Source organism: Microbacterium sp. AB, from assembly GCF_032878875.1.
GTDB classification, from domain to species: Bacteria; Actinomycetota; Actinomycetes; order Actinomycetales; family Microbacteriaceae; genus Microbacterium; species Microbacterium betulae.
Genome location: NZ_CP118157.1, coordinates 3,458,451 through 3,471,331 on the forward strand (window position 1 = coordinate 3,458,451; position 12,881 = coordinate 3,471,331).

General features: G+C 72.2%; 13 protein-coding genes. 8 read left to right on the plus strand and 5 right to left on the minus strand.

The window, feature by feature from the left end:
- Positions 1-747 carry a 5-oxoprolinase subunit PxpA gene (gene pxpA / locus N8K70_RS16280; protein WP_317139402.1) on the minus strand — a complete coding sequence of 249 codons (747 nt, stop codon included), beginning with the start codon at positions 745-747 and terminating at the stop codon, positions 1-3.
- A gap of 104 nt (positions 748-851) precedes the next feature.
- On the opposite strand from pxpA, the gene N8K70_RS16285 reads away from it, so the two are divergent.
- Both N8K70_RS16285 and N8K70_RS16290 read left to right on the plus strand, forming a co-directional pair.
- Positions 852-2,291 (plus strand): PucR family transcriptional regulator, encoded by a 1,440-nt coding sequence (locus N8K70_RS16285; protein WP_317139403.1) that lies wholly within the window; start codon positions 852-854, stop codon positions 2,289-2,291.
- A gap of 131 nt (positions 2,292-2,422) precedes the next feature.
- Positions 2,423-3,751 carry a purine-cytosine permease family protein gene (locus tag N8K70_RS16290; protein ID WP_317139404.1) on the plus strand — a complete coding sequence of 443 codons (1,329 nt, stop codon included), beginning with the start codon at positions 2,423-2,425 and terminating at the stop codon, positions 3,749-3,751.
- Between the two features lie 69 nt (positions 3,752-3,820).
- Here N8K70_RS16290 and rpsN read toward each other — a convergent pair whose 3' ends face one another.
- Genes rpsN through rpmB form a run of 3 tightly spaced genes read right to left on the minus strand, consistent with a single transcriptional unit; the run spans position 3,821 to position 4,535 of the window.
- A complete protein-coding gene (rpsN, locus tag N8K70_RS16295; RefSeq protein WP_317139405.1) occupies positions 3,821-4,126 on the minus strand; it encodes a 30S ribosomal protein S14 in 306 nt (101 codons plus the stop codon).
- Positions 4,127-4,128: 2 nt separating this feature from the next.
- Positions 4,129-4,299: a 50S ribosomal protein L33 gene (gene rpmG / locus N8K70_RS16300; RefSeq protein ID WP_155049151.1), complete on the minus strand. Its 171-nt coding sequence runs from the start codon at positions 4,297-4,299 to the stop codon at positions 4,129-4,131.
- Positions 4,299-4,535 (minus strand): 50S ribosomal protein L28, encoded by a 237-nt coding sequence (gene rpmB / locus N8K70_RS16305; protein WP_317139406.1) that lies wholly within the window; start codon positions 4,533-4,535, stop codon positions 4,299-4,301. The genes rpmG and rpmB overlap by 1 nt, the downstream gene beginning before the upstream one ends.
- Before the next feature lie 339 nt (positions 4,536-4,874).
- On the opposite strand from rpmB, the gene N8K70_RS16310 reads away from it, so the two are divergent.
- Genes N8K70_RS16310 through N8K70_RS16335 form a run of 6 tightly spaced genes read left to right on the plus strand, consistent with a single transcriptional unit; the run spans position 4,875 to position 11,678 of the window.
- Positions 4,875-6,170, plus strand: coding sequence for an extracellular solute-binding protein (locus N8K70_RS16310; protein WP_317139407.1), 1,296 nt, complete (start codon positions 4,875-4,877; stop codon positions 6,168-6,170).
- 8 nt (positions 6,171-6,178) lie between these two features.
- Positions 6,179-7,105 (plus strand): carbohydrate ABC transporter permease, encoded by a 927-nt coding sequence (locus N8K70_RS16315; RefSeq protein WP_317139408.1) that lies wholly within the window; start codon positions 6,179-6,181, stop codon positions 7,103-7,105.
- Entirely contained in the window at positions 7,102-7,962 is an 861-nt protein-coding gene (locus N8K70_RS16320) for a carbohydrate ABC transporter permease (protein ID WP_317139409.1), read from the plus strand. Before N8K70_RS16315 ends, N8K70_RS16320 begins: the two co-directional genes overlap by 4 nt.
- Positions 7,963-7,976: 14 nt before the next feature.
- Positions 7,977-9,167: an ROK family protein gene (locus N8K70_RS16325; RefSeq protein WP_317139410.1), complete on the plus strand. Its 1,191-nt coding sequence runs from the start codon at positions 7,977-7,979 to the stop codon at positions 9,165-9,167.
- The gene (locus N8K70_RS16330) at positions 9,164-10,684 is read left to right on the plus strand and encodes a GMC oxidoreductase (protein ID WP_317139411.1); all 1,521 of its coding nucleotides are present in this window, start codon (positions 9,164-9,166) and stop codon (positions 10,682-10,684) included. Before N8K70_RS16325 ends, N8K70_RS16330 begins: the two co-directional genes overlap by 4 nt.
- Before the next feature lie 19 nt (positions 10,685-10,703).
- Positions 10,704-11,678 carry a sugar phosphate isomerase/epimerase family protein gene (locus N8K70_RS16335; RefSeq protein ID WP_317139412.1) on the plus strand — a complete coding sequence of 325 codons (975 nt, stop codon included), beginning with the start codon at positions 10,704-10,706 and terminating at the stop codon, positions 11,676-11,678.
- 40 nt (positions 11,679-11,718) lie between these two features.
- Here N8K70_RS16335 and N8K70_RS16340 read toward each other — a convergent pair whose 3' ends face one another.
- On the minus strand, positions 11,719-12,696 hold the full coding sequence (locus N8K70_RS16340) for a zinc-binding dehydrogenase (protein ID WP_317139413.1): 978 nt from the start codon (positions 12,694-12,696) through the stop codon (positions 11,719-11,721).
- Between the last annotated feature and the right edge of the window lie 185 nt (positions 12,697-12,881).

The window sequence follows — 12,881 nt, forward strand, 5'->3', positions numbered from 1 at the left end:
TCAGTCCTCTCGAGGGGTTCGGGCGTCGACGACGGCACGCACGGCGCGCGCCACGTCGGGCGCGTCGGGGGAGTCCGAGTGCACGCAGACGCTCTGGAAGCGGACGTCGACGGGAGTGCCGTCGACGGACGCGACGGGCTCGCCGGCGAGCGCCTTCGCGACGCGCTCGGCGGCTGCGGCGGGATCCGTCCGGCGGGCGGAGCGCGCGAGCGCGAGCGTGCCGTCGGCGTTGTAGTCCATGTCGACGTAGAGCTCTCCGACGAACGGCACGCCCGCCTCCGCGCACACGCTCTCGTGCGCGGTGTCGGCGAGCCCGAGGAACGGCACGTCGAACGCCTTCACCGCCCGGGCGACCGCCCGCATGAGGTCGGCGTCGGCGGCGAGCATGCCCCAGAGCGCCCCGTGCGGCTTGATGTGGCTCAACGGCTCGCCCACGGCGTCGAGGAACCCCACGAGGGCCCCGGTCTGATAGACGACGAGGTCCGCCGCCTCGTCGGGCCGGAGCGCCATCCGCCGCCGTCCGAAGCCGACGAGGTCGGGGAGACCGGGATGGGCGCCGACGCGCACCCCGCTCTCCGTGGCGAGCGCGACGGTCTCGCGCATGATGCCGGGATCGCCCGCGTGGAAGCCGCAGGCCACGTTCGCGAGATCGACGATCCGCAGGAGATCCGGGTCGTTGCCGAACGTGTGGAGGCCGAACGCCTCGCCCATGTCGGAGTTGATGAGGATCCGCCCGGTGCGCGCCATGCGTTCACGGTAGCCAGGCCGTCCACGCGATCGCGCTGGGCAGTACGCTCAATCTGAGCACCACGATAGTGAAGTCTGCACAGGAACCGTGAGGACGGCCGGCCATGCGCGCACGCGATCTGCTCGACGACGACGTCCTGGGCGTCTCCCTCCGCACGCACCTCGACGACGCCCACCTCGACCGGCCCATCAGCGGCTGCGCCCAGTCCGAGCTCATGGACCCGACGCCGTTCCTCCAGCGCGGCGAGCTCATGCTCACCACGGGGATGGCGCTGCACTTCGAGGACCACCGCACGTGGGACGCCTACGTCGAGCGCCTCGCCGCGGTGCCCATCAGCGCGCTCGCGTTCAGCCTCGGCCGGATCCATCCGCGGGTCCCCGACGGCCTCGTCTCCGCGTGCGACCGGCACGGCGTCGTCCTGTTCGAGCTGCCGCCCGACCTCCCCCTCCTGCAGTTCTCGCGGCACATCTGGCAGGAGCTCGCCGCGCAGCGCTACGAGATCGTCCGCGCGGGATGGGACCTCGCCGACGAGTGCACGCGGCTCGCGGCTCGCGGCGCGCCCGTCGTCGCGGTCCTCGAACGCATCGCGGACGCCGTGGACGCGCACGTGACGCTCCTCGATCCCGGGGACTTCGCCCTCGCCGCAGCCGGACGCCCCGCGCGACCCGGCGCCGCGTCGACCGCCCTCGCGCTCCCCGGGGGGCCGGGCGGGCGGTTCACGATCCGCATCCGGGGCGGGACGGACGGCCAGCTCCTCCAGCCGCTGCTCGGCCCCGTCGCGGCCGTCCTCGCGATGCAGCTCTCGTACACGCTGGCGTCGTCGTCGCCGCTGCACTCGCCGACGGCGGCGAGGCTCGTCGGCGCTCTGCTCGACGACGCGGCCGCATCCGACGAGGCCGCCGGGCTCGCGCGTTCCGTCGGCTTCGACGCCGAGGCGCCCTGGCAGCTCGTCTCGATCTCCTCGGCGCCGACGGCGTCGACCGCCGGCACGCGCCTCGCCGCCTGGCGCCTGCAGATGCACCTCGAGGCGAGCTTCGGCGTCGTGCGGCTGTTCGAGCAGCCCGAGCGGACCTTCCTCCTCCTGCAGCACGCGACCGACGGCGCCCGGATCGAGGACGTGCTCGGGGAGGTCACGGGTCTCGCCCAGGCCTGCGTCCTCTTCGCGTCCGACCTCTCGCTGGACGAGCTGCCCCTCGCGCTGCGGATGGCCGCACGTCAGCCCTTCGCGGCCGGCGTGCGCGCCCTCCCTCCGCTCGACATGGTCTCGATCGTCCGAGCGCTCCCCTCGTCCGGCCTGGTCTCGCTCGCGCGGCGCAGCATCGCCCCGCTCGAGGCGGCGGACCCCACCGGCACCCTCGCCGAGACGCTGCGCAGCCACCTCTCCCACGGCGGTGCGACGCGTGCCGTCTGCGACGAGCTCTTCATCCACCGCAACACGCTCGCCTACCGCCTTCGCCGGATCGAGTCCGTGCTGGGGGTCGATCTGCAGGACGGGGAGACGCGGGCGACGCTCCTCCTGGCGATGCGGATCGCGACCGGATAGTGCTGCGTGCACAAGGAGACCGGCTCAGAGAGGGCTGACTGCCGATATCGGCTGCGCGCCGGGGACACTACATTCGCTCCTCGTCGACACTCGTCGCCGCCTCGTGCTCCACCCGATCAGAAGGAGTCGCCGTGGCCTATTCGAGCTACGTCCTGCCCCCGTCCGAACGCGCCCCGCGCTGGTCCCTCTCGATGGCCTGGTGGGCGCTCTTCTCCGCCATGTTCTGGATCTACGTCGCCGTCGCCTCCGCGGGAGCCGTCGGCCTCATCGACACCCTCGTCGGCATGGCCCTCACCGTCGCCACGTACGGGGTCGTGAACCTCGTGCTCGCGCGATACGCCGCCCGCACGGGGCTGACGGTCGAGCTCGCGTCACGCTCGATGTTCGGCGTCCTCGGCTCGGCCCTCGCCACCCTCATCTTCGCGGCGACGGCGATCTACTACTGCGTCTTCGAGGGATCGATCATCGCGATCGCGTTCCAGAAGACCTTCGGCGGCGACATCGCCGCGTGGTACGCGCTCGTCGTCGCGTACGCGATCCCGCTCGCCTCCGGGCCCGTGCAGCGCTGGCTCGACAGGCTCAACGGCCTCCTGCTCCCGGTCTACGCCGTGGGGCTCGTCCTCGTCGTGATCTTCGCCACCGTGCAGCACGGCGTGCCGGAGTCCGTCTTCGACGTCGCGGCCTCCGGCCCCCTGCCCGGCTGGGTCTCCTCGTACCTCATCTACATGGGCGTCTGGATCATGATGATGTACACGTTCGACTACGCGCGCATGGGCCGGCCCGAGGACGAGCGGTTCCACGGACGGTTCACGTTCGGCTGGGTCTTCTACCTGTTCACGTTCGCCGTCAACGGGCTCGTGGGGATCTACATCATCGCCGCGACCGGTCACGAGGGCAGCGAGACGGGCGTCGTGGACGCGTTCCTCGGGACGATGGGGCTCTTCGGCCTGCTCGTGATCTTCGTCTCCCAGACCCGCATCAACACCGCCAACTACTACCTCGCCTCCACCAACCTCGACGCCTTCGCGACGCGGGTCTTCCGGCTCGCCCTCCCCCGCTGGGTCTGGGTCGTGGTCGCCGGCGTCGTCGCCTACCTCCTGATGCTGACGAACGTCGTGTCCTGGCTCCTGAAGGCGCTCGCGTGGCAGGGCGTGTTCGTGGTCGCGTGGGTCGCGATCGCGCTCGTGTTCATCCGGGCGACGCGCGGCAGGGACGTGGTGCCGGAGGTGCGGCGCGAGCTGCTGCCGAGGTTCACGCTGGGAGCGCTCGCGTGGGTCGTCGCCTCCGCGACGGGGATCCTGCTCACGGAGTTCGCCGCGACGACGGCGATCGGCGCGGCCGCGCCGATCGTCACCTTCGGGATCGCGGCGGCCGGGGCGGGAATCGCCTTCCGCATCCAGCCGCCGCCCGTGGTCGACGAGGCGGAGGCGCCGTCGGTGGACGAGCAGCTGATGGCCTGACACCCGGCCCGGAGGACGCGAGAGGGCGGGACCCCCGAAGGAGTCCCGCCCTCTCGCCGAGGCGGATGCCTACCAGCTCGACTTGGTCACGCCGGGCAGCTCGCCCCGGTGCGCCATGTCGCGGAAGCGGACACGCGAGATGCCGAACTTCGTCAGCACGCCGCGGGGGCGTCCGTCGATGACGTCGCGCGAGCGCAGACGCACGGGCGAGGCGTTGCGGGGCAGCTTCTGCAGGCCCACGCGGGCGGCCTCGCGCTCCTCGTCGGTCGAGTTCGGGCTCACGAGCTGCTTCTTCAGCTCGAGACGCTTCTCCGCGTAGCGGTCGACGACCGCCTTGCGCTGCTCGTTGCGAGCGATCTTGCTCTTCTTCGCCATGATTAACGCTCCTCGCGGAAGTCGACGTGCTTGCGCACGACCGGGTCGTACTTCTTGAGCACGAGGCGGTCGGGGTTGTTGCGGCGGTTCTTCTTGGTCACGTACGTGTAGCCCGTGCCCGCGGTCGAACGCAGCTTGATGATGGGACGGACGTCCTGAGCCTTCTTCGCCATCAGAGCTTCACACCCTTCGCGATGAGGTCCTTCACGACCGATTCGATGCCGCGGGCGTCGATCACCTTGATGCCCTTGGCGGACACGTTGAGCGTGATCTTACGACCGAGCGACGGGACGTAGTACGTCTTCTTCTGCACGTTCGGGTCGAAGCGGCGCTTCGTCCTCCGGTGCGAGTGCGAGACGTTGTGACCGAAGCCGGGAACGGCACCGGTCACCTGGCACACAGCAGCCATGGTTCACTCCTTCATTACCGTGGAGCCGGACGGCCCCACCCAAGATCTCTTGTCTGCGCAGACCGCACCCGCCCGTCGCCGGGCTGTGTTCAGACGAGGTCCGCACGAACTGCGCACAGGAGCGTGCGCAGACAAACGTCGATCCTAGCATGTCCGGGCGCGTCGCCCCCGCTCGCCCTCGCCGCCATTTCGCTATAACCGCCGAAATTATTCGTGACCATGCGGTCATCGCGGGGTAACACGGCGTTCCTAGCGTCGTCTCGAATGACCGGCGCCGATATCGCTACATTCACGCACAATGCTCCACCCCTCCTCGTCCCGTTCGAGAAACGAGCACTCATGAGCCGCCCTGCCCGCCCTGCCCGCCTCATCGCCGGCGCGATCCTCGTCGGATCCCTCGCCCTCGCCGGCTGCGGTCGCGCCGACGACGCCGCATCGTCCGGCGCGACCTCGTCGATCGACGACTCCCCCGCCACGGGCGCCATCGCCGTCTGGGCCCCCGACGGCGACGCGAACGTCCTCGAAGAGGTCATCGCCCCCTTCCTCGAGGACAACCCCGACGCCGACGTGGAGATCACGCTCGTGCCGGAGTCGGAGTACACGACCAAGCTGCGGTCGGCCATCTCCGCGGGCTCGGGCCCCGACGTCGCCCTGCTCTACACCGAGTCCCAGGCGCAGTTCACCCGCACCGGCGCCTTCGCACCCGTGCCGGACGGGGTCGCCGACGCCGACGCCTTCTTCGACGGCGCGTGGGACGCCGGCGTCATCGACGGGGCCGCCTACTCCGTCCCGTGGTACTCGTACACCTACGCCCTCGTCTACCGAGCCGACCTCGCCGCCGCGGCGGGCGCGAGCGCCCCCGAGACGTGGGACGACATGGTCCCGTTCTTCGAATCGCTCGAGAGCGCCGGCGCCGTGCGCGGCTTCGCGGCGGACGTCGGCTGGGACGTCTACACCGGGCAGCTCGTCGCGCAGCTGCTCTGGCAGGCCGGCGGCGAGCTGCTGACCGACGACGGCGCCCAGTGGACCCTCGACACCCCCGAGATGGTCGCGGCGATCGAGCACGACGCCTCCTTCTTCACGTCGGGCAGCGCCGACACCGCGACACCGCTCTTCCTCGACTCGCAGCCGTACTTCGTCGAGGGGAAGACCGCGTCGTCGATCACGGGGCCCTGGGTCATCGGACAGTACGACGACGTGGCGGGGGAGGAGGGGTGGACGGCCGAGAACGTCGGCACCGCTCCCCTGCCCGCCGGAGACGGGGGATCCGTCGGCGCACTCGCCGGGGGGAGCTGGGGCGTCCTGGACGACAGCGAGAACCCGGACTCCGCGTGGAAGCTCATCCGCTTCCTCGCCGAGGAGGACACGCAGCTGACGCAGTACGAGGCATACAGCTCGCTGCCGGCCGTGGAGTCGGCGTGGGAGGACCCCGCGATCTCCGGCGAGCCCCTGCTCGACGCCTTCTTCACGCAGCTCCAGACCGCGAAGACCTACCCGCAGTCCACCACCTGGCCCCAGGTGGTGACGCAGCTCGGCGCGGAGATGGAGGGCGTCGCCAAGGGCGCCCAGACCGCCGAGGAGGCCGCCGCGAACATCCAGGCCTTCGCCGAGTCCCTCGGCACCGGCTCGGAGTGACCGGCCTCATGACGACGGCCCTCCTCCCGGGGGCGCGGCCCACCCCGCGCCCCCGGCGGCCCGGCGCGCGACGCCACGGGGTGATCGCCTGGGTGTTCCTCGCGCCGTTCGCCCTCGTCTTCCTCCTCTACACCGCCATCCCCGCCGTCGCGGCGCTCGCCATGAGCCTCACCGACCTGCGCGGCACCGACCTGCGCGACCCGTTCCAGGTGAACCTCGTCGGCCTCGACAACTACCTGCGCCTCTTCTCGGACGCACGGTTCCTGCGAGACGTCGGCAACACGGCGACCTTCGTCATCGTCGGCGTGCCCCTCACGATGCTGCTGGGCCTCCTCCTCGCTCTCGCCCTCAACACCGGCATCCGCCGGGCGCGCGGAGTCTTCCGCACGGTCTTCTACGCGCCGGTCGTGACCAACGTCGTGGCGATCGCCCTGATCTGGCAGTACGCCTTCAACTCCGACGGCACGGTGAACGAGGCGCTCGGATGGTTCGGGTTCGCGGGGCCGGGATGGCTCACGGAGACGGACCTGGCGATGCCGGTCGTCATCCTGCTCGGCGTCTGGCGCAACTTCGGCACCGCCATGGTCCTCTTCCTCGCGGGGCTGCAGGCCGTCCCCGAGGAGGTGTACGAGGCGGCGGCGCTCGACGGGGCCGGCTGGTGGAGCCGCCTCTGGCACGTGACTCTGCCCCTCCTCCGTCCGACCATCCTGCTCGTCTCCGTGCTGCTCACGACGTTCTACCTGCAGGTGTTCGACGAGCCGTACCTGCTGACGAACGGCGGCCCGCTCGGCAGCACGGAGTCCATAGCCCTCTACACCTACCGCCAGTTCGGCTTCGGGGAGTTCGGCCTCTCGTCCGCGGCGTCCTTCATCACCCTCGTGCTCGTCGTCGTGGTGAGCGCCGTCCAGTTCCGCCTCCTGAGGCCCCGCACATGAACGGCCCCGCCCGCTCCGAGGCCCGGCTCCTCCCGGGAGCGCGTGCCGGTCGCGGCCTGCTCTACGCCGCCCTCGTCGTGTGCGCCCTGGCGACGCTCCTCCCCTTCTCCTGGGTCGTCAGCGGGTCGTTGCGCAGCCTCCGCGAGATCCGGCAGGACCCCGGGGCCTGGTTCCCCGCCGACCCCACGCTCGACAACTTCGTCCGGCTCTTCGCCGGGGAGGGCTTCGCCACCTACCTCGTCAACAGCGTCGTGGTGGCGGCCATCGTCGTCGCGGGCAACGTCCTCGCCGCCACGGCCGCGGGGTATGCGCTGACGAAGTTCGACTTCCCCGGCAGGCGCATCGCGTTCGGAGCCGTCATGATGGCCCTCATGATCCCGTTCACGGCGGTGTTCGTCCCGCAGTTCGTCATCACGGTGAACCTGGGCCTCGTGGACACCCTGGCAGGAATAGCGCTGCCGAGCACGGCCCTGCCGATCTCGATCTTCATCATGCGGCAGTACGCCTCCTCCGTGCCCGACGAGCTCATCGAGGCGGCACGGCTGGACGGCGCGGGGGAGTTCCGCATCTTCTTCCGGGTCTTCCTCCCGCTGACCGGGCCCGCCGTGGCGACCGTGACGATCATGTCGTTCCTCACCTCGTGGAACAACTTCATCTGGCCGCTCGTCGTGGCGCAGTCCGACGCCACCTACACGCTGCCCGTGGCGCTCGCCGCGACGAGCCAGGCGTCGAACCACGTGCTCGACTACGGGCTGGTGCTCGCGGGCGCGCTCGTCGTCATGCTCCCCGTCCTCGTCCTCTTCCTGCTGCTCCAGCGGTACTTCGTCCAGGGCATCGCGGCTGCGGGCCTCAAGTGACCCGGGGAGAGCGCATGATGGCCGGTCTCGATCCGCGCGCGCTGCGGCGCGTGAACACCTCCGTGACGCTGCGAGCCCTCGCCGTGGCCACGAAGCCCCTGAGCATGACCGCGATCGCGAGCGGGACGGGACTCTCCCGCAGGACCATCGAACTCATCCTCGACGAGCTCGTCGAGGCCGGGTGGGTCGACGAGCTCGAGCGCATCCCGACGACGGGCGCCGCCGGACGCCCGGCCCGTCGCTTCGAGCTCCGCGCCGAGCACGCGCTGCTCGCGGCGGTGCGCATCACCACCCTCGAGGTCTCGGCCGTCGTGGCGGACGTCCGCGGCCGGATCCTGTCCCGGGCCCGTCGTCCGCTGCGCCTCTACGAACAGCCCCGGCCCACGCTCGACGACGCCGCCGAGCTCGTCCACGAGGCGCTGGCGGCGGCCGGCGCCTCCGTGCACCGTCTGCGCGCCGGCGCGATCGCCTCGGGCGGCGCGGTCGACGACGACGGCGTGATCCGGCGTCTCGTCCACACCAGGGAGTGGTCGGGGGTCGACCTGCCGGCGGAGCTGAACGCGCGCATCGCGGTCCCCTGGTTCGCGGACAACGACGCCAACCTCGCCGCGCTCGCCGAGCGCTGGCGCGGGGCCGCGCGCGATCACGACGACGTCGTCTGGGCGATCCTCGGCGCACGGACCGGCATCGGGACGCTCATCCGCGGCCGCATCCATCGCGGGTTCCAGGGCGCGGCGGGCGAGATCGTCGAGGCCGCCTCCCTGCCCGCCGACGCCTTCCACAGCCATCCCGTCGGCGGCCTCACCTCGCCCCACGACGACGATCGGCTGGCCGCCCTGCGCACGATCGACCGCGCACGCGAGGGCGACGAGGAGGCCGTCGCGCTCGTCGACGAGTTCGCCGCGCACATCGCGACGATCCTCGTGACCCTCTCGTGGACGGTCGCGCCGTCGCTGTTCGTCCTCGGCGGAGGCCTCGAGGACGCCGGAGACCTCCTCCTGCCCCGCGTCGAGGAGCTGCTGCGCCGTGCGCGCACGCCCGACATCTCGTTGCGGAAGACCGAGCTGGGCGCAGAGGCCCCCCTCGTCGGCGCGCTGCGCTTCGTCCTCGATCGCATGGACGTCGCGCTCTTCGGGCCGCTCGTCGCGCTCGATCGGGCCGCCCCGTCCCCCGTCCCCACCCCCGTCGTCAAGGAGCACCCGTGACCCACGCCCCCCGCACCGACGTCCTCATCGTGGGAGGAGGCCTCATGGGCGCCGCCGTCGCCCGGCTCCTCCGCGAGAGCGACGCGCACATCGCGATCACGATGGTCGACGCGGGCGCGCCCATCGGCGCCGCCCCCGGCGTCCACCTCCACGACATCGAGGACCCCGAGGTCTGGGCCCGGTACAACGAGCGGGTGTCGAGCGGCATCCAGGGCATGTACACGGGCGCGGAGGTGGTGGCCGACGTCGCGTCCGACCTGCGCGGACTGCGACCGGGGATGTTCCACGCCCTCGCGTTCGGGGAGGACGCCGAGCAGATGCCCGCCACCGCGATCGCCTGGAACGCGGGCGGGATGGGCGTGCACTGGACAGCCGCCGCGCCGTGGCCGGACGGCGAGGAGACCTTCGCCTTCGGCGACGACGACGCGTGGCGCCGCGACCTCGAGACGGCGAGGCGCGTGCTCGGCGTCCGCCCAGCGGCCATCGGGCCGACCGCCGTCGGCGAGCGCGTCCTCGAGGTGCTGCGCGGACGCTACGCGCATGCGGGCGACGCGACGCGACGGCCGCAGCCCATGCCGATGGCCGTGCGGCCCGTGCCGGGCGGCCGTCTCGAGCGGACGAGCCCCGCCACGATCTTCCCGGCCATCGCGCACGCGGGCGACGCGGCGTTCTCGCTGCGCACCGGGTCGCTCGCCACCTCGCTGATCGTCGAGGACGCACGCGTGACGGGGGCGCGCGTGCGCAGCGTCGCGGACGGCGCGACGAGCGAGATCCGCGCCGACGCCGTCGTCGTGTGCGCCGACGCGCTGCGCACGCCGCAGCTCCTGTTCGCATCGGGCATCCGCCCCGCCGCCCTCGGCCGCTACCTCAACGAGCACGCCTTCATCGCCTCCCGCGTCCTCGTCGATCTCGAGCGGTTCGGGCTCACGGCCGACGACCTCCCGATCGCGGCGGACGGCGAGTTCTGCACCGACTCGCTCTGGATCCCGCAGAACGGCGCGGAGCAGCCCTTCCACGGCCAGGTCATGGACACGACCTACGTCGACGAGCAGGGGCGTGCGCTCGCCCACTCCGTCGGCGTCTCGCTCTACTCGCCCGTGGAGTCGCGGCCGGAGAACCGGGTCGTCTTCGCCGACGACGAGCAGGACCTGGCCGGCATGCCGCGCATGCGCATCGAGTTCGCCTACTCGCCCGCCGACCTCGCGCTCATCGACCGGGCGCTGGCCGAGGCCGCCGACATCATCGGGGACTTCGGCGCCTTCGACCCGGCCACCGAGCGCGCGCTCCTCGTGCCGGGCTCGTCGCTGCATCTCACCGGCACCGTGCGCAGCGGGCTCGACGACGACGGCACGAGCGTCTGCGACCCGGAGGGGCGCGTCTGGGGGTTCGACAACCTCTACGTCGCCGGGAACGGCGTCGTCCCGACCCCCGTCGTCGCCAACGCCACGCTGACCGGAGTCGTCACCGCCGTGCGCACCGCGCGCGCCGTGGCCGAGCGCGTGGCGGCGCGGATCTGACCCCAGGAGAGGAACGACCATGACCGACACCGCACCCCGGCGCCCGCTGCTCCGAGCCGACCGCGTGGCGCTGAACCCCATCCCGTGGATCAACGTCAAGGCCGACCCGGACGACCCCGGCTCGGAGGATCTCTGGCTGTTCGCCGATCCGGCGTTCCGCGCGGACTACCCGAGGGTGCTCCGCGCGATCCGCGACTCGGGGTTCCCGGCGACGATGATGGAGGTGCTCGACACGCAGACGCTGTTCGACTACCGCCGGATGATCGACGACGCCGGGCTCGCCCTCGCGCCGGGATACGCGAGCGTCGCACTGCCGGAGGATCACGGCGTGCTCTTCGACCCGGCGAGCGCCGAGGGCGTCCGCTGGTTCGACGGCGTGCGCCGCAAGGCCGAGGAGTCGCTGTTCTTCGGGCTGGAGACGGTCTTCCTCTCCCCGGAGGTGTCGTGGGCGCCCGCGACGGTCCGCACCCGCGACGCGGCGGCCGTCGGCGCGTCCTTCCACCCGGGGCGCCTGGACCGCGTCATCGACGTCATCGGACGCGCGGCCGAGGTGCTCTCCGCCGAGGGCGTGCGGGCGGGTCTCCACAACCACGTCGGCACGTGGATCGAGACGGAGGAGGAGATCGAGCGCACGCTCGCGGCCATCCCCGCCCCGCTCCTCGGCGCCTCGTTCGACGTCGGGCACCTCGCGTGGGCCGGGATCGACGCCGAGGCGATGGTCACCCGTCACGCGGGACGCATCCTCGACCTCCACGTCAAGGACCTCGACCTCTCGATCGCGGAGGCGACCCGTGCCGAGCCCACCCCGTACCGTCGCGCGACGGATCTCGGCGTCTTCCGCGAGCCGGGGCTCGGCGACGTCGACCTCGACGGCGTGCTCGCGGCGCTCCCCGACGGCTGGGACGGCTGGACGATCGTCGAGGTCGACCGCGCGACGATGGCGCCCGCCGCCTCCGCGGCGGTCAGCTGGGAGTGGGTGAGCGCGCGGATCTGACGCCCGCACGGCGCCCACGCCGCCGTTCCGGCCGAGACGGTCAGGGACGCAGCAGGATCTTGCCGGAGCGGCCGGGGACGTCGCTCGCGGCGGCCGCGGCGCGCGCGTCGTCGAAGGGGTACACCGCCTCGACGGGCAGCGCGACCTCGCCCGCCCCGACGCGCCGGAGGAGCTCGCCGAACAGCGACGCGCGCTTCTCCGGCGCCATCGTCGCGTTGACGCGGCTGCCCCAGAAGCCCCGCACGGTGGTCTGCTTGAAGATGACGTCGCGCGCGGCGAGCGAGAGCGTCGGCGATCCCATCGTGCCGAAGGAGACGAGGGTGCCGCCCTCGCCCAGCAGCGAGAGCAGGTCGCCCGCGGCCTCGCCTCCGACGGAGTCGACCGCGGCGCGCGGCGCGACGCCGCCGAGGATCGCCTCGGCCGCGTCACGCCATCCGTCGCTCTCCGTCGAGACGACGTCCGCGATGCCGAGCGCGGCGAGCTCGGCGACGGCCGCGTCCCTCCGCACGAGGCCGAGCACGCGCACGCCGCGCGCCCGCGCGAACTGCACGAGGAGCTTGCCGACGGCGCCGTTGGCGGTGTTCTGCACGACCCAGTCGCCCTCCGCCACGTCGAGGAAGTCGAGCAGGCTCAGCGCGCTGAACGGCATGGCGACGAGCTGTGCGGCCGTCTCGTCGTCGATCCCGTCCGGCACGGGGATGAGCCCCGCGGCGCTCGCGACGAAGAACTCCGCCCATGCGCCGAACGTCCCGCCCGTCGCGACGCGCTGGCCGACGGCGAGCCCGTCGACGCCTTCCCCCAGGGCGTCGACGACGCCCACGGCCTCGGTGCCCGATGCGGCGGGCAGCTCGGGCTTGTACCCGTACGTGCCGCGGATGGTCCACAGATCGTGGTTGTGGATGGGCGAGAGCACCGTGCGCACGCGCACCTGGCCCGGGCCCGGCTCGGGGAGCGGTCGCTCGGCGACCTCGAGGACCTCGCTGGCCTCTCCGAAGGTGGAGTGGACGAGTGCGCGCATGGTGATGCCTTTCTGCCGTCTGAGGGGAGCCGCGTCACGCGGCGCGGGCCGTGCGGAACGTCTCGCCGGCGCGGCGGAGCCGGTCGGGAGGCGTCGTCGCGGCTGTCGCGGCGCGGGTCGTCTTCCCACGCTACACGCAAAATAGACCGGTCGTCTATTCAGCGGCGTGCGCGCCCGTCGCCCGC